Raw genomic sequence first — 15,056 nt, 5'->3', positions numbered from 1 at the left:
CGCTGCTGCCCAATCGAGCCTAACCGGCAACCCGGATGGCGCACGGCGCGCCGACCCGGTAGACATGAACCCATGACTGCCGGGCGGCTGCGCCGCACTATGATCCCCGCGCTGCTCCTGCTGATCTGGCTCGCGATCGCGGGGGCGACCGGTCCGTTGGCCGGGAAGTTGGCGACGGTCACGACGAACGATGCGAGCGCCTTCCTGCCGTCGTCGTCGGAGTCGACGCAGGTGGCGGCGCTGCTTCCGGAGTTCACCGATACCGAGTACTTTCCGGCGATCGTGGTCGCCGAGAAGGATTCGACGATGACTCCCGCCGACCGCGCCTTCGTGGCCGAGGCCGTCGCTCCGCTGGCGGGCACACCGGGCTTCGCGCCGCAGTTCTCGCCGGCGCTGCCGTCGGCCGACGGGCAGGCCGTGCAGTTGTTCGTTCCGGTGTCCACCGAGGGCAAGCCGAAGGAGCAGATCGCCGCGCTCCGGTCGGCGCTGGCGAGTCCGCCGCCCGGGGTGGTCGTGGCCGTGACCGGTCCGGCCGCGCAGGCCGCCGACCTGTCGAACGCCTTCGCCGGCATCGACGGCGTGCTGTTGCTGGTGGCGGGCGCGGTGGTCCTGCTGATCCTGATCGTGGTGTACCGCTCGCCGATCCTGCCGCTGGTGGTGTTGATCTCGGCGGTGTTCGCGCTGGCCCTCGCCTCCGGCGTCGTCTACGCGCTGGCCTCGTCGGGCGTCCTGGAGTTGAACGCCCAGAGTCAGGGAATCCTGTTCATCCTCGTCTTCGGCGCCGCCACCGACTACGCCCTGCTGCTGGTCGCGCGGTACCGCGAAACGCTGGCCGACCACTCCGATGCACGCGCGGCGCTGCTGATCGCGTGGCGGGCCACCCTGCCGCCGATCGGTGCGTCGGCGGCCACGGTGATCCTCGGGGTGCTGTGCCTGTTGCTGTCGGATCTGAACTCGAACCGCAGCCTCGGCCCGGTGGCGGCGATCGGCATCGCCGCCTCGCTGCTGGCATCGGTCACCTTCCTGCCCGCTGCCCTGGCGCTGATCGGCAAGGTCGCCTTCTGGCCTCGGCATCCCGAATCGGGGTCGGGATCCGCACACCGGATCTGGGAGCGGGTCGCCGCCTTCGTGGCGCGCTCGCCCCGCAAGGTGTGGGCCGCAACCCTGATCGTGCTGCTGGCGGGGGCGGCGTTCGCGCCGGCCTTCCGCGCCGACGGCATCTCGACCGACGACTTCTTCCTCGGCGGGGCCGAGTCGGTGACCGGCTCGCAGATGCACGCCCGACACTTCGAGGCGGGTTCGGGCACCCCCACCTGGGTGATGGTCGATCAGGCGGCGGCCACGGCGGTCGCCGAGCGCGTGCGGACGGTCGACGGCGTCGCCTCGGCGCAGGTCCTGACCGCCGACACGGGACCGGTGACCCGCGACGGCAGGCAGGCCGTCCAGGTCACCCTGGCCGACGACGCGAACTCGCTGGCCGCACAGGACACGGTGGTGCGGATCCGGGACGCCGCCGGCGCCGTCCCGGGCGCCGATGCGCTGGTCGGCGGCAGCACGGCCGTCGATCTGGACACCCGGCTGACCGCACAGCGCGACCGCAACGTGATCATCCCTATCGTGCTGCTCGTCGTCCTGGCGGTGCTGATCGTGCTGCTGCGCAGTCTGGTGGCACCGCTGGTGCTGTTGGCGACGACGGTGCTCTCGTTCGGGACCGCGCTCGGGGTGGCGGCGCTGCTGTTCAACGGTCCCTTCGGCTTCCCGGGTGCCGACCCGGTGGTGCCGCTGTTCGCGTTCGTGTTCCTGGTGGCCCTCGGCATCGACTACAACATCTTCCTGATGACCCGGGCTCGGGAGGAGGCGCAGCTGGTCGGCACCCGCGACGGCATGATCCGCGCCCTGACCAGCACCGGCGGCGTCATCAGCGCGGCAGGCCTGGTGCTGGCGGCCACCTTCAGCGCCCTGGCGGTGATCCCGCTGCTGTTCCTCGCGCAGGTCGCGTTCCTGGTCGCCTTCGGCGTGCTCGTCGACACGTTGATCGTCCGGTCGCTGCTGGTGCCTGCGCTGACTCTCGACATCGGCCGCCGCATCTGGTGGCCGAGCCGCTCGTCGTGACCGAGGCTCGCGCAGTCGACCTCGATCAATGCGGCGGCCGGGCTCCGGCGACGTCGGCGAAGATCGCGGCGGCTTCCGGCCAGTCGACGTCGGGCCAGTCGGCATCGGGCCGGTCCCAGTCCGCGACCGCTGTCCGCGCCCAGTCGGCCCAGTCCTCGATCGTGCGGTTGAGGTCGGCGACCAGCCGCACGCTGAGCGCGTTGACCGCCGACCGGCGCGCGATGCCGCTCTCCTCGATTCCCGCGACCACTTCGGCGAGCTGCCGGCGGGCCGTGGCGGCCTGATCGCCGATCCGGTCGATGTTCCGCCGCAGCTGGTCGACGGTCCCCTGTTCGCCGTAGAAGACCCGGATCAGCTGTTCGACGTCGAAGGTGGGCGGCGGCCCCTCCGAGTCGAGCCAGTCGCTCATCGCATCGCGCCCTGCCTCGGTGATCCGGTACTGGACGCTGCGCCGGTTGCCGGTGCTCGCCGGGTCCGCGACCGCGTAGCCCTGTTCGACCAGCTTCTTGGGGATGTCGTAGAGCAGTCGTTCGGCGCGCGGCCACACCCAGTGAACCGAGCGTTTGGCCTGCTTGGCGAGCTCGTAGGTGGTCCACGGCCGCGGCCACGCGGTGATCCCGAGGAGCCCCAGCAGGGCCGCGCCGTTCGCGGTCAGCGCCGGACTGCGCGGGGGTGTGTTCGCATCTGCCATGTTCACTTGTTTACCCGACAGACATACTGCAGTTTGCAGTATGTACTGAGTTTCACCCGTTCGACCGCCACGGTCGGACTCCGGATTCCCGAGCTGGTGCCGCGATGACTCACCGTCCAGTCCCCGATCAACCCTCACCGGCCCCGACCCTGTTGGTGACGGTCGCGCACCCCGACGACGAGTCGTTCGGCTGCGGGTCGGTCATCGCCGGCTGCGCCGCTCGGGGCTGGACCGTGATCGTCTGCTCCGCGAGCCGCGGCGAAGCCGGCGAGGACGTGTCGGGAGGCGGCCGACGCGGCGCCGACCTGGCCGCGGCCCGCGAGGTCGAGCTGCGGGAGGCCTCGGCGATCCTCGGCTCCACCGAGGTGGTGATCCTGGATTTCGCCGACTCCGGCTGGGACGGTGATGCACCGACCGGCTCACTCGTGCACAGTCCGGAGCGGTTGAGCTCGGCGGTCGCCGAGCTCATCGCCGCCCACCGCCCGGACGTCGTGGTGACGATGGACCCCACCGGCTCGGACGGGCACCGCGATCATGCCGCGATCGGCGCCGCGACCACCGCGGCTTTCGCCGCGACCGTCGACTGGCCGGCGAGCCTGTACCACTGGTGTCTGCCGCACTCGCTGATGGATCGGTGGGCGCGCGAGATCGCCGCGACCGACCCGGACAGCGTCTATCTGGGGACCGAGCTGGGCCGCGCCGACGCGGACGTCACGACCGTCGTCGACGGCTCCGCCGTCCGCGAGGCACGCCGGCGGTCGATCGAGGTGCACCGCACCCAGGCCGGTCCCTACCGGACGATCTCGGCCGATCTCACCGACGCGTTCGTGACGCGCGATCACCTGATCCGCATCGTGCCGCCGTGGACCCCTGGGCCCCGCGAAACTGAACTGCACGTTCCCGCAGGCGGCGGTGTGCGGCGTCGACCGCGCACCAGGCCGGGACGGCCGAGTACGACGCCGCCTGCCTCGCCTTCAACGTGGCGGCGACACCCGCGCCGACGATCGCGGTCCACGCCGGTTCCGCGGCGCAGGTCCGGGCCGCCGTCGTCTACGCCGCCGAGCAGGACCTGCCGGTCTTCCCGCACGCCACCGGGCACGGTGCGGCGCAGCCGGTCGTCGGCGGACTCCTGATCAACACCGCGGCGATGAACGCGGTGACGGTGGATCCGGCGCGGCGGACCGCGACCGTCGGCGCAGGTGCCCGCTGGCACCAGGTCATCGAGGCCGCCGCACCGTTCGGGCTCGCACCGCTCAACGGCTCCTCACCGGACGTAGGGGTGGTCGGCTACTGCCTGGGCGGCGGCATGGGTCCGATGGCGCGCACCTTCGGCTTCGCCGCCGATCACGTCCGCTCGTTTCGGATGATCGACGCACGCGGCGAGGAGCGGACCGTCGACGCCGACCGCGAATCCGACCTGTTCTGGGCCATGCGCGGCGGGAAGCTCCCGCTCGGCGTGGTCACCGAGACGACGCTCGACCTGATGCCGGTGCCCGACGTCTACGGCGGCGCCGTGTTCTATCCGGGACAGACCGCGCCCGCCGTGCTCCACGCCTTCCGCGAATGGGCGCCGACGCTGCCGGAGAGCACGACGGTCTCGGTGGCGCTGTTGCGGCTGCCCGACGTGGAGCCGGTGCCGCCGCCGCTGCGCGGCCGCCTGAGCGTGCATCTGCGCTATGTGCACGTCGGCGACGACGCCGCCGGCGAGCGCCTGCTGGCCCCGATGCGTGCGGTGGCCCCGCCCATCGTCGACCTGGTGGGGCGGATGCCGTACACCGCGATCGGGTCGGTGCATCAGGACCCCACCGATCCGATGCCCGCCTGGGACAGCAGCTGTCTGCTCGGCGAGCTGACGCCGGGCGCGGTCGACGCGATGCTCGAGATCGCCGGGCCCGGCCGCGACGTACCGCTGGTGATCGCCGAGTTCCGCCTGCTCGGCGGGGCGCTGGCCCGCGAACCGCAGGTGGCCAACGCCGTCTCCGGCCGTCACGCCTCCTTCCTCGCCTGCGCCGTCGGCCCCTATCCGCCGCCGCTGAGAGACGCGGTCGATGCGGTCGGCGGGGCGCTGATGTCGGCGCTGCAGCCGTGGTCGGTGGGCGTCCAGGCGAACTTCCCCGACCGGGTCATCGCTCCCGGCGACACCGCCCGGATGTGGTCGGCGCCGGTCCTGGATCGGTTGCGGACGGTCGCGGCCGCCGTCGATCCCGACCGCCGGTTCGCGGCGGCGTGGTGACGCGTGGCGACCGCGTGGTGACCGGGCCGAATCGGCGGGTCCGGGACGCCGGACACCGAGACCGCGCGGTCGGGCCGCGCCGACCCGCCGTCGGTCCCGGCACGTCGCGCGGTCGGACCAATCCGCTGCCACGTCGTGTCAGAACGGACTAGCGTCACGGTCAACCGATCCGATCGACCTCCGGAAGTGATCCGTCGTGACTGCAGTCTCCCCAGAACCGGATGTGCGCCAGGGCTTCACCACGTTGCGGGCGGGAGGGATGAACTGGCGTTCCTTCCCGCTGCGGTTGTTCACGAAGGGCAACACGAGGACGTGGGACCCCGCCGCCATCGACTTCGACACCGACGCCGCCGACTGGGCGGCCCTCGACGACGAGCAGCGACGCAGCGCCACCTACCTCGTCTCGCAGTTCGTGGCGGGGGAAGAGGCCGTCACGCACGACATCCAACCGTTCATGTCGGCGATGTCGGCCGAGGGTCGGTTCGGCGACGAGATGTATCTGGCGCAGTTCTGCCTCGACGAGGCCAAGCACGCCCAGGGCTTCCGGTTGTGGATGGACGCGGTCGGCCTCACCGACGACCTGCACCCCTATGTCGCCGAGAACCCCTTCTACCGCGAACTGTTCTACGAGCAGTTGCCGCAGGCGCTGCAGATCCTGCGCTCGGATCCGTCGCCGGTCAACCAGGTGCGGGCCAGCGTCACCTACAACCACGTCATCGAGGGCAGCCTGGCGCTCACCGGCTACTACGCGTGGCGGCGGATCTGCGTTGAGGAGCAGATCCTGCCGGGCATGCAGGAGCTGATCGGACACATCGCCGAGGACGAGACCCGGCACATGGCGTGGGGCACCTTCACCTGCCGTCGGCACGTGGCGGCCGACGACTCCCTGTGGCAGGTGGTCACCGACCGGTTCGGCGAGTTGGTCCCCCTCGCGATGGGGATGATCAAGTGGGTCAACGACCAGTTCGACGAGCCGCCCTTCGGCATCGACAACGAGGTCTTCCTGACCTACGCCGCCGATCGCGCGCAACGGCGGTTGCACGCGATCGAATCGGCGCGCGGCCGGGCCGTCGCCGACATCGACGTCGACTACAGTCCGGTCACCCTCGAGGAGCAGTTCAACGCCGAGGACGAGGCCTCGCTGCAGCCCGAGCAGTAGCTCAGGCGCTGCCCGCCCGCCACTGGTCCCAGCTCAGCTCCCAGTCGCCGTAGGTGTCCCACACCGGCAGCGGCGGGCCGCCGGAGTTGGTCACCTCGACCACGTCGCCGAGGCCGAAGTGGTCGAACATCCACTGCGAATCGGCGGGGCTGAGGTTGACGCAGCCGTGCGAGACGTTCGCCGACCCCTGCTGTCCGACCGACCACGGCGCCGAATGGACGAACTCACCGTCGTTGGAGATGCGCAGGTCGTTGTAGACGGTCTCGCGGTAGTACCCGGGGTCGCCCTGGCAGACGCCGTAGGTGCACGAGTCCATCACCGTCTGCGCGGCCTTCTCGGAGATCACGTGCGGCCCGTTGTGCGACGGGTTGTTCGGCTCGCCCAGGCTCATCGGCATCTGCCGCACCTGCCGGCCGTTGTGGAAGACGGTGAGCAGTTCGGTCGCGCCGTCGGCCTTGGCGATCCACGAGTCGTGGACGGTGTAGTCGACCGCGTTGTCCTCGGCGCCGTAGACGCCGTCGCCCAGGTCGACGCCGTACACGTCGGCCTCGAGGTGGATCTTGGTGCCGGGCTGCCAGTACTCGGGGCCGCGGTAGTGCACGTTCTGATCGTCGATCCAGTACCAGGCACCCGGCTGCGACGGCACGGTGGTCACCTTCAGGTGCTTGAGCACCTCGGCCTTGTTCTTCACCGGTTTCGTGAACTGGAAGACCATCGGCTGCCCCACCCCGATCCCCACGCCGGAGACCACGTCGGGCGACGGGATCACGTTGGCGTACGCGGTGTCGTCGGGCGTGATGGTGGTGACGGTGAAGGTCTTGCTCGTCGGCTTCTTCGCACTGTTCACGGCGGTCGCGTTGACGGTGTACGTGCCGCCGTAGCCCAGGTCCTCGCTGGTGGTCCAGTGCTCGCCGCCCGCGTCGAGCTTGCCGTCGACGGTCTTGCCCGCGGCATTGGTCACGGTGACCGCCGTCAGCCTGCCTGCGGTCGCGTCGACCACGATCGGGGTCGTCGGGTTGATCGGCTTCCCGGTCGCCGCCGGAACGGTGAGGGCCGCGGGCGCCGGAGCCGCGGCGGGCGGAGTGCTGCTGCATCCCGCGATCGCCATCGCCACGGCGACCAGACACGCCAGTGCGACCGCATGCTTACGCCGAATCATCCGCTGCCCCCTCGGCCTGGTTTCTGCCACCTGACGATTCTCCACCCCGATCCTGTGAATTCGCGCTAAGCGCGGTCGGCGGCGGCCAGTACCGCCGCCGTCGTCCCCGCCGCGACACCCGTCACGACCAGCACGGACGGCCAGGGGCCGAGCTTCTTGGCCAGCGGATGTGAGATTCCGAACGCACCCAGGTAGGCGGCCGACAAAACTCCCGTAACGGCCGTTCCACGCGCAAGCCAGCTACGACCCGCCGCGACCCCCGCCGCGGCCAGCACCGCCCCGCCGAGCGGACGGACGCCCGAGTAGCGGGCGGTGGCGAATCCGCCGATCAGGCCGGCGGCGACGAGCGGGACGGAGGCATCGATGTTCACGCACTCCAGCGTACGACTGTCCAGAAACTAGAACACGTTCTATTGTGTTGGCATGGACGTGACCTACGAAGGAACCAAGCGCGAGATCGGCACCGACGCCGGCGTGATCCGCTACCACGAGGCCGGCGAGCAGCACGACGACGTGCTGATCCTGCTCCACGGCTCCGGCCCGGGCGTCAACGGCTGGCGCAACTACCGCGGCAACCTGGCGTTCTTCGCCGAGACCCACCACACCTACATCATCGAGTTCCCCGGCTTCGGCGTCTCCGACCCCGTCGACGGCCATCCGGTGCTGACCGCCGGCGCGTCGGTCATCCGGTTCATGGACGCGCTCGGCATCGCCTCGGCCGCGATGATCGGCAACTCGATGGGCGGGGTCGTCGGCATCAACCTCGCGATCAGGCATCCCGAGCGCGTCGAGAAGCTCGTCACCATCGGCGGCGTCGGCCCCAACATCTTCTCCTCCAGCCCATCGGAGGGCATCCGCCTCCTGCAGGAGTTCACCGACGCTCCCGACCGCGACAAGCTGGTCCGCTGGCTGAACGCGATGGTCTACGACCGCGGCGTGGTCACCCAAGAGCTGATCGAAGAGCGCTGGGAGGCCGCCAACGATCCGGCCGCGCAGCAGACCGCGGCGATGATGTACGGCTCCAAGGCCTTCGCGATGATGCAGAAGTACCAGGCCGATGCCGACACCCCGCCGTACTGGGCGATGATGCACAAGGTGAAGTGCCCGACCCTGCTCACGTGGGGTCGCGACGACCGCGTCAGCCCGCCCGACATGGCTCTCGCACCGATGCGCCTGATCCCGAACGCCGAACTGGCGATCTTCCCGAGCTCGGGGCACTGGGTGATGATCGAGGCCAAGGCGGCCTTCGAGTCGACCGTTCGGGCGTTCCTGACTCGATGAGCCGGAGTTCTCGGTGCACTACGCGGTTCACCACGAACCGCGAATGCACCGAGCATTCGCCGGTCTCAGCTCGTCCGCGCCGCCATGATCGCCGGGGCCAGCACCGACGCCAGATCGTCGGCGACGTCCGCGTCGGCGTCGGGCCCGGGCGGCATCGACACGTAGCTGAGGGCCATGCGCGCGATCATCCGCGCGATCGCGCCCGCCGCGTCGTCGTCGATCGCGATCCACGACTCGACCAGCACCGCCTGCAGCCGCGCGCTGGCCGCCTCGATGATGGGTGCGGAGTCGGTGGTGATGAGGCCGAGCAGATCCGGCTTCGCCTCTCCCGACAGCAGCGACTGGATGAGCGGATCGTCGGCGGCGCTGGCGAAGAAGCGGGTGAATCCCGAGCGCAGAGCGCCCGGCACGTCGCCCTCGTTGACTTCGATCGCGGCCGCGATCTCGCCGGTGAACTCGTCGGCCAGCCGCAGCGCGTAGGCCTGCGACAGCCCGGCGCGCGAGGAGAACTCGTTGTACACCGTCTGCCTGCTGACCCCGGCCTGGCGGGCCACGTCGGCCATCGTCACCCGCGCCCAGTCCTTCTCCCGCAACAGATTGCGCAGACCGTCGAGCAGGGTGGTCCGCAACAGCTGCTTGCTGGCGGCGGCGAAACTCGTCGGCGCGGACCGGGAGACGGGGCTGGTCACACGGTCGAGCCTAGCGTCGCGGCGATCTGGGAACGAAGTTCGGCGGCGACGCCGGCCCGGCGGCCGACGGTGACCGCGCCGACCAGGACGCCGCCCACGCGCGTGGTGACGGTCGCATCCCGGTCGTCGAGCGAGCCGTCCACCTGCACCTCACCGGCTTCAGCGGGCCAGCCGACCATCTGCATGTTGACCCCGTACTGCACGGTCCAGGCCCGCGGCACGTCGACGAACGCCTGCGCCGGGCGGCCCTCGAGGTACGCCTGCACCGACTGTGCGACCGCCCGCCCCTGATCGGTGGCGCCGAACCAGTGCTCGCCGCGAGCCGCGACGCCGGTCCGCGGATCCGGCAGCGCCGCGGCGTCACCGGCGGCAAAGATCCCGTCGACGTCGGTGGCCAGGGTCGCGTCCACCTCGATTCCGGCGGGCCCCGTGCGGACCCCTGCCGACTCCGCGAGTGCGGTGTCGGGTGCGGCGCCCATCGCCGCGACGACGGTGCCCACCAGCTGCTTGCCGCAGGTCAGCTGCACTCGCCGCGCGTTGGCCGATTCGGCGGGCGACCCGATGCGCATCCACACGCCGTTCTCCACATGCAGGGCGGCCAGGTAGTCCGACACGACCCTCGGCATCACCCGGCTCGCGACGCGGCCGGTTCCCTCGACCACCGAGGCGAGCAGGCCGTGCGACGCGGCCGACGCCGCCAACTCGAGGCCGATCAACCCGCCGCCGATGACCACCAGCCGCTGGGACCGATGCAGTTCCTCGCGGATGGCCAGGGCGTCCTCGCGGGTCCGGAGGGTCGCCACCTCGGCGTCGAGCCACGGCGGTCGGACCGGCCGACCGCCGGTGGCCAGGACCAGCGCCCGATAGCCGAGGTCGCTGCCGTCGTCGAGCCGCACAACCCGGGCTTCGGGATCGACGGCCACCACGCGGACACCGCCGCGGACGTCGATGCTCCGGGCCCGCCACGAATCCGGCTGCTGCAGGGCGATCCGCTCGGTCGACAGATCGGCGCCGAGCAGATCCTTCGACAGCGCCGTGCGTCGGTACGGCAGGCCGGCCTCGGCGCCCAGCAGCGTCACCGGGCCGGAGTATCCCTGCGTCCGCAGGGTGGTCGCCGCGGTGACGCCTGCGGTGCCCGCCCCGACGATGACGACGCCGCGTCCCGCGTCGCCGCTCATGAGCGAGCGACCTCGACCATCTCGAAGTCGGCCTTGGCCGCGCCGCAGTCCGGGCAGCTCCAGTCGTCCGGGATGTCGTCCCACCGAGTACCCGGCTCGATGCCGTCCTCGGGCCACCCCTGCGCCTCGTCGTACTCGAAACCGCACTGCATGCAGCGGAAGAGCTTGTAGTTGTCGGCGGTCATGTCACGCTCCCATCGGTTCGAAGTCGATCTTCTCGCGGACTCCGCAGTCCGGACAGGCCCAGTCGTCGGGGATGTCGGTCCAGGCCGTCCCGGCGGGGAAGCCTTCACGCGGCGCCCCGCTCGCCTCGTCGTAGACATAGTCGCAGACCTCGCAGCGGTAGCGGCTCATGACGCCTCCCGACCGAAGCGCGCGAGCAGCTTCTCCTCCTTGCCGGGCTGCAGGTTGGCCCGGGTGACGTCACCGTCGTAGTGCGCCAGGACCCGCTTGTCCATCACGCTGCGCCAGATCGGCGGGAAGTACGCCAGGGTGATCATGCTCGCGTAGCCGCTGGGCAGGTTGGGCGCCTCGTCGAAGCTCCGCAGCGTCTGATAGCGGCGGGTCGGGTTGGCGTGATGATCGCTGTGCCGCTGCAGGTGGTACAGGAAGATGTTGGTGCAGATGTGGTCGGAGTTCCAACTGTGCTGCGGGGTGCAGCGCTCGTACCGGCCGCGCTCGTTCTTCTGTCGCAGCAGGCCGTAGTGCTCGAGGTAGTTGACGGTCTCCAGCAGCGAGAAGCCGTAGACGGCCTGAATGGCGACGAAGGGCAGGATCTGCCAGCCGAAGATCGCCGTCAGCGCGCCCCACAGGACGATCGACATCGCCCAGGCGTTGAGGACGTCGTTGCTCGGATGCAGGACCGGCCGCTCCAGTCGTCTCATGCGGTTCGCCTCCAGCTCCCACGCCGACCGCAGGCTGCCGATCACGCTGCGCGGCAGGAAGGTCCAGAAGTTCTCGCCGAATCGCGAGCTGGCCGGGTCCTCGGGGGTGGCGACGCGGACGTGGTGGCCGCGGTTGTGCTCGATGTAGAAGTGCCCGTAGAAGGTCTGCGCGAGGGTGACCTTCGACAGCCAGCGTTCCAGGCTGACCTTCTTGTGCCCCATCTCATGCGCGGTGTTGATGCCGATGCCGCCCATGGCGCCGACCGAGAACGCCAGACCGATCTTGGCGGCCAGGCCCAGGCCGCCGTCGATGCCGAGCACGCTCAGGTCCGGCGCGGTCCACAGGTAGCAGGCGAAGACGATGCTGACCAGCTGGAACGGGATGTACGCGTAGGTGCAGTACCGGTAGTACCGGTCGGCCTCGAGTTGCTCCATCAGCTCTTCGGGCGGGTTCTGTCCGTCGGGGCCGAAGAAGACGTCGAGGATCGGCAGCAGGAGGTAGATCAGGATCGGGCCGATCCACCACCAGACCGGCGAGACGGTCGACAGCCACCCCCAGTCGAGCCGATCGCCGGCCCAGTTGAACAGGGCCACCATGCCGGTGGCGATGAACACCGCCGTCGGCGGGACGAGGCCCAGCAGCCACAGGTGGCGCTTGCGGTCTCGCCACGGCGCCGTCGGCGCCGCGTTCTGATCGATGGTGGGATTCGCCATGTCGTCCTCCTGGTCCGGCGGCTGGTGATTTGACAATATCTGATGACACGTTCGTCGTCTAGACATTTCTGCATCTTTTGTAAAGTGCGCTATTTCACGTCCGCCATCGGGTGAGCCACTACGATCGGGCCCATGACCTATTCGCGTTTCGTGGCGATCGGCGATTCACAGACCGAGGGCATGTGCGACGGCGACGACGCCTCGGGGTACCGCGGATGGGCCGGCCGACTGGCCGACCGCCTCGCGCGACTCAACCCCGACCTGCGCTACGCCAACCTCGCGATCCGCGGCAAGAACACCCGCAACACCCTCGACGAGCAGTTGGCGCCCGCGCTGGAACTGCGCCCCGACCTGGTCGCGGCGCCGCTGGGCATGAACGACGTGATCGGGCGCGGCGACCTGGCGACCGTCCACGCCGATCTGCGCCAGATCTACGGCAGGCTCGCCGAGTCCGGCGCGACCGTCGTCGTGTCGACGTTCCCGGACATCACGGGCACCATCCCGTTCGGGCGCCGCCTGTCGGACCGATTGGCGACGCTGAATCAGATGATGCGCGAGTTCGCCGCCGACTACGAGTTCGTGCTGGTCGATCTGCACGCCGCGCCCGTCCTGACCGATCTGCGGTCGTGGTCGTCGGACCGGCTGCACGCCTCCCCCGTCGGCCACGAACGCTTCGCGGCGGGTGCCGCGTACAGCCTCGGACTGCCGGGCAGTTCCGCCGACTGGGGCCGGCCGCTGCCCGATGTCACCGACCCCGGCATCGTCGCCCGGACGCTCCGCGACAGCCGGTGGGTCGTCGAGTTCTTCACCCCGTGGGCCATCCGCAAGGTCCGGGGCCGGTCCCTCGGCGACGGCCGTTCGCCCAAACGCCCGACGCTCGCGCCGGTGATCGTTTCCCCCGCGGCCACCGAAATTCAGTAGTCGAGCACGCCCGATTCATCGTACGGTTGGCCGATGAACTCACCGTCGAGCGAGTCCATCGCCGTCGAAGCCGTCGATCTGGTGAAGCGGTTCGGCGACTTCACCGCCGTGGACGGGATCAGTTTCGCCGTCCCCGCGGGCACCGTGCTGGGGATGCTCGGCCCCAACGGCGCCGGCAAGACCACCGCGGTCCGGATGATGACCACCCTGAGCACGCCGACGTCGGGCACCGCGCGGATCAACGGTCACGACGTGCGCGACGACCCCGACGGCGTCCGCCGCAGCATGGGGCTGACCGGACAGGCGGCCACCGTCGACGAGCTCCTGACCGGCCGCGAGAACATGCGGATGGTCGGCGGCCTGTACGGCATCGGCCGCCGCGCGCTGAAGCAGCGTACCGAGCAGTTGCTGGCGCAGTTCTCCCTCAGCGACGCCGGCGACAAGACCGTCCGCGAGTACTCCGGCGGAATGCGGCGGCGCATCGACCTCGCGGTCAGCCTGTTGGCGGCGCCGCCGGTCCTGTTCCTCGACGAGCCGACCACCGGCCTGGATCCGCACAGCCGGAACGAGTTGTGGGAGGTGCTGCGCGGGTTGGTCGACGGCGGCACCACGCTGGTGCTGACCACCCAGTACCTGGAGGAGGCCGATCAGCTGGCCGACCGGATCGTCGTGATCGACACGGGCAAGATCATCGCCGAGGGGACCCCGTTGGAACTGAAGACGCAGGCCGGCGCCGCGAGCCTGGTCGCGACCGTCACCCACGCCGCCGACCTGCCCGCCGCGCGCGGTCTGCTCGACCGCGTCAGCGACGAGGTCTTCGTCGACGAGCACGCCCGCACCCTCACCCTGCCCGCCGGCGGCCTGGCCGATCTGACTCGCGTGGCCGCGCTGCTCGACGAATCCGGCATCGCGGTCGACGACCTCGGACTCTCCCGTCCGAGCCTCGACGACGTCTTCCTCAGCCTCACCGGGCACCGCGCACAGCACGCGGACGACACCGCCGACGATCCGCAGGGAGCCGACGCATGATCACCCCGACCGCCCAGCAGCCGATCGCCCCTCCCAGCATCTGGCGTCAGACGTCGATCATGGTGCAGCGCAGCATGATCCACACCAAACGGATGCCGGAGATGCTGTCGGACGTGACCGTCCAGCCGATCATGTTCGTGGTGCTCTTCGCGTTCGTCTTCGGTCCCGCCATGCCGATCCCCGGCGGCGGAAGCTACCGCGAGTACCTGTTGCCGGGCATCATGGGCCAGACCATCGTGTTCACCGCCTTCATCGTCGCCAACGGCATCACCGCCGACGTCGACAAGGGCATCGTCGACCGGTTCCGCTCCCTGCCGATCAACCGGACGTCGTACCTCGTAGGGCGCGCGATCGCGTCGCTGATGCATTCGTCGATCGGCATCGTGGTGATGGCGCTGACCGGGTTGGCGATCGGGTGGCGCATCCACACCTCGCTGCCCGAGGCCGTCCTGGGCTTCGTCCTGGTGCTGGTCTTCGGGTTCGGGATGATCTGGTTCGGCATCCTGGTCGGCTCGTGGCTCAAGTCGGTGGAGGCCGTGAACGGCTTCATGTTCACCCTGCTGTTCCCGCTGACCTTCCTCTCCAACGCCTTCGTGCCCACCGCCCCCATGGCCACCTGGCTCCGGACCCTCGCCGAGTGGAATCCGGTGTCGTCGCTGGTGCAGGCGATGCGGCAGCTGTGGGGCAACGGGCCGCGCGCGACCGACGCCTCCGCGCTGCCCCTGCAGCACCCGATCCTCGCGACCGTCCTCTGGTCGCTCGCGCTGACCGCGGTCTTCGCCCCGTTCGCACTGCGGGCCTTCCGTCGTCGGACCGCGGACTGAGGACCGCAGCGTAAATCAATCCCCGATACGGAATCTACTGGCGCGTAACCCCGCTTTTCAATGCGTGCCAAGCTGTGTGTGAGTCGGTTCCAGGAAGGAACGTGATGAGTGCTAAGCCGAACTTGTCGGTCGCGGAGATCGAGTTGCTTGTTGAGGAGTACCTCGACTTGCCGCGTGGGACG

The 15,056-nt window shown here is 70.0% G+C and carries 15 protein-coding genes and 1 pseudogene; 8 read left to right on the top strand and 8 right to left on the bottom strand.

The window, feature by feature from the left end; all coding sequences use genetic code 11:
* The first annotated feature begins 72 nt into the window (after positions 1-72).
* Positions 73-2,112, top strand: coding sequence for an MMPL family transporter (locus AAFO60_RS16765; protein ID WP_347957368.1), 2,040 nt, complete (start codon positions 73-75; stop codon positions 2,110-2,112).
* A 25-nt stretch (positions 2,113-2,137) separates the two neighbouring features.
* On the opposite strand, the gene AAFO60_RS16760 is transcribed toward AAFO60_RS16765, so the two are convergent.
* Complete coding sequence (locus AAFO60_RS16760; RefSeq protein ID WP_347957367.1) at positions 2,138-2,803, bottom strand: PadR family transcriptional regulator; 666 nt, start codon at positions 2,801-2,803, stop codon at positions 2,138-2,140.
* Positions 2,804-2,907: 104 nt separating this feature from the next.
* Between AAFO60_RS16760 and AAFO60_RS16755 the strand changes: the two are divergent.
* From AAFO60_RS16755 to AAFO60_RS16745, 3 genes and pseudogenes are all read left to right on the top strand, one after another.
* A pseudogene (locus AAFO60_RS16755) lies at positions 2,908-3,357 on the top strand (PIG-L deacetylase family protein); the annotation flags it as partial.
* 425 nt (positions 3,358-3,782) lie between these two features.
* Positions 3,783-5,036 carry an FAD-binding oxidoreductase gene (locus AAFO60_RS16750; RefSeq protein WP_347957366.1) on the top strand — a complete coding sequence of 418 codons (1,254 nt, stop codon included), beginning with the start codon at positions 3,783-3,785 and terminating at the stop codon, positions 5,034-5,036.
* Positions 5,037-5,232: 196 nt separating this feature from the next.
* Complete coding sequence (locus AAFO60_RS16745) at positions 5,233-6,195, top strand: R2-like ligand-binding oxidase (protein WP_347957365.1); 963 nt, start codon at positions 5,233-5,235, stop codon at positions 6,193-6,195.
* Between the two features lies 1 nt (position 6,196).
* On the opposite strand, the gene AAFO60_RS16740 is transcribed toward AAFO60_RS16745, so the two are convergent.
* Both AAFO60_RS16740 and AAFO60_RS16735 read right to left on the bottom strand, forming a co-directional pair.
* Positions 6,197-7,354 carry a L,D-transpeptidase gene (locus AAFO60_RS16740; protein WP_432211722.1) on the bottom strand — a complete coding sequence of 386 codons (1,158 nt, stop codon included), beginning with the start codon at positions 7,352-7,354 and terminating at the stop codon, positions 6,197-6,199.
* 65 nt (positions 7,355-7,419) lie between these two features.
* The gene (locus AAFO60_RS16735) at positions 7,420-7,725 is read right to left on the bottom strand and encodes a hypothetical protein (protein WP_347957364.1); all 306 of its coding nucleotides are present in this window, start codon (positions 7,723-7,725) and stop codon (positions 7,420-7,422) included.
* A 52-nt stretch (positions 7,726-7,777) separates the two neighbouring features.
* On the opposite strand from AAFO60_RS16735, the gene AAFO60_RS16730 reads away from it, so the two are divergent.
* Positions 7,778-8,635: an alpha/beta fold hydrolase gene (locus AAFO60_RS16730; protein ID WP_347957363.1), complete on the top strand. Its 858-nt coding sequence runs from the start codon at positions 7,778-7,780 to the stop codon at positions 8,633-8,635.
* Positions 8,636-8,700: 65 nt separating this feature from the next.
* On the opposite strand, the gene AAFO60_RS16725 is transcribed toward AAFO60_RS16730, so the two are convergent.
* From AAFO60_RS16725 to AAFO60_RS16705, 5 genes are read right to left on the bottom strand one after another with little or no spacing between them, the layout of a single operon-like run.
* Positions 8,701-9,324, bottom strand: a complete 624-nt coding sequence (locus AAFO60_RS16725) for a TetR family transcriptional regulator (protein ID WP_347957362.1) — start codon at positions 9,322-9,324, stop codon at positions 8,701-8,703.
* Positions 9,321-10,502, bottom strand: a complete 1,182-nt coding sequence (locus tag AAFO60_RS16720; protein ID WP_347957361.1) for an NAD(P)/FAD-dependent oxidoreductase — start codon at positions 10,500-10,502, stop codon at positions 9,321-9,323. Before AAFO60_RS16720 ends, AAFO60_RS16725 begins: the two co-directional genes overlap by 4 nt.
* The gene (locus tag AAFO60_RS16715; protein WP_347957360.1) at positions 10,499-10,687 is read right to left on the bottom strand and encodes a rubredoxin; all 189 of its coding nucleotides are present in this window, start codon (positions 10,685-10,687) and stop codon (positions 10,499-10,501) included. Before AAFO60_RS16715 ends, AAFO60_RS16720 begins: the two co-directional genes overlap by 4 nt.
* A gap of 1 nt (position 10,688) precedes the next feature.
* Entirely contained in the window at positions 10,689-10,856 is a 168-nt protein-coding gene (locus tag AAFO60_RS16710) for a rubredoxin (RefSeq protein ID WP_347957359.1), read from the bottom strand.
* Entirely contained in the window at positions 10,853-12,100 is a 1,248-nt protein-coding gene (locus tag AAFO60_RS16705; protein WP_347957358.1) for an alkane 1-monooxygenase, read from the bottom strand. The genes AAFO60_RS16710 and AAFO60_RS16705 overlap by 4 nt, the downstream gene beginning before the upstream one ends.
* Before the next feature lie 132 nt (positions 12,101-12,232).
* On the opposite strand from AAFO60_RS16705, the gene AAFO60_RS16700 reads away from it, so the two are divergent.
* Genes AAFO60_RS16700 through AAFO60_RS16690 form a run of 3 tightly spaced genes read left to right on the top strand, consistent with a single transcriptional unit; the run spans position 12,233 to position 14,874 of the window.
* Positions 12,233-13,021 (top strand): SGNH/GDSL hydrolase family protein, encoded by a 789-nt coding sequence (locus AAFO60_RS16700; RefSeq protein ID WP_347957357.1) that lies wholly within the window; start codon positions 12,233-12,235, stop codon positions 13,019-13,021.
* Between the two features lie 33 nt (positions 13,022-13,054).
* Positions 13,055-14,050 (top strand): ATP-binding cassette domain-containing protein, encoded by a 996-nt coding sequence (locus tag AAFO60_RS16695; protein WP_347957356.1) that lies wholly within the window; start codon positions 13,055-13,057, stop codon positions 14,048-14,050.
* Complete coding sequence (locus AAFO60_RS16690; RefSeq protein ID WP_347957355.1) at positions 14,047-14,874, top strand: ABC transporter permease; 828 nt, start codon at positions 14,047-14,049, stop codon at positions 14,872-14,874. The genes AAFO60_RS16695 and AAFO60_RS16690 overlap by 4 nt, the downstream gene beginning before the upstream one ends.
* The last annotated feature ends 182 nt before the right edge of the window (positions 14,875-15,056 follow it).

Source organism: Gordonia aichiensis, from assembly GCF_039946255.1.
In the GTDB taxonomy this organism is placed as follows: domain Bacteria; phylum Actinomycetota; class Actinomycetes; order Mycobacteriales; family Mycobacteriaceae; genus Gordonia; species Gordonia aichiensis_A.
This window is presented reverse-complemented; position numbering and strand designations above follow the sequence as displayed.

What these genes read in the sequence shown, in the direction of transcription:
- AAFO60_RS16765 (WP_347957368.1), top strand. Translation starts at nt 73, where the DNA reads ATGACTGCCGGGCGGCTGCGCCGCACTATGATCCCCGCGCTGCTCCTG.
- AAFO60_RS16760 (WP_347957367.1), bottom strand. Translation starts at nt 2,803, where the DNA reads ATGGCAGATGCGAACACACCCCCGCGCAGTCCGGCGCTGACCGCGAAC.
- AAFO60_RS16740 (WP_432211722.1), bottom strand. Translation starts at nt 7,354, where the DNA reads ATGATTCGGCGTAAGCATGCGGTCGCACTGGCGTGTCTGGTCGCCGTG.
- AAFO60_RS16730 (WP_347957363.1), top strand. Translation starts at nt 7,778, where the DNA reads ATGGACGTGACCTACGAAGGAACCAAGCGCGAGATCGGCACCGACGCC.
- AAFO60_RS16720 (WP_347957361.1), bottom strand. Translation starts at nt 10,502, where the DNA reads ATGAGCGGCGACGCGGGACGCGGCGTCGTCATCGTCGGGGCGGGCACC.
- AAFO60_RS16715 (WP_347957360.1), bottom strand. Translation starts at nt 10,687, where the DNA reads ATGACCGCCGACAACTACAAGCTCTTCCGCTGCATGCAGTGCGGTTTC.
- AAFO60_RS16710 (WP_347957359.1), bottom strand. Translation starts at nt 10,856, where the DNA reads ATGAGCCGCTACCGCTGCGAGGTCTGCGACTATGTCTACGACGAGGCG.
- AAFO60_RS16705 (WP_347957358.1), bottom strand. Translation starts at nt 12,100, where the DNA reads ATGGCGAATCCCACCATCGATCAGAACGCGGCGCCGACGGCGCCGTGG.
- AAFO60_RS16700 (WP_347957357.1), top strand. Translation starts at nt 12,233, where the DNA reads ATGACCTATTCGCGTTTCGTGGCGATCGGCGATTCACAGACCGAGGGC.
- AAFO60_RS16695 (WP_347957356.1), top strand. Translation starts at nt 13,055, where the DNA reads ATGAACTCACCGTCGAGCGAGTCCATCGCCGTCGAAGCCGTCGATCTG.
- AAFO60_RS16690 (WP_347957355.1), top strand. Translation starts at nt 14,047, where the DNA reads ATGATCACCCCGACCGCCCAGCAGCCGATCGCCCCTCCCAGCATCTGG.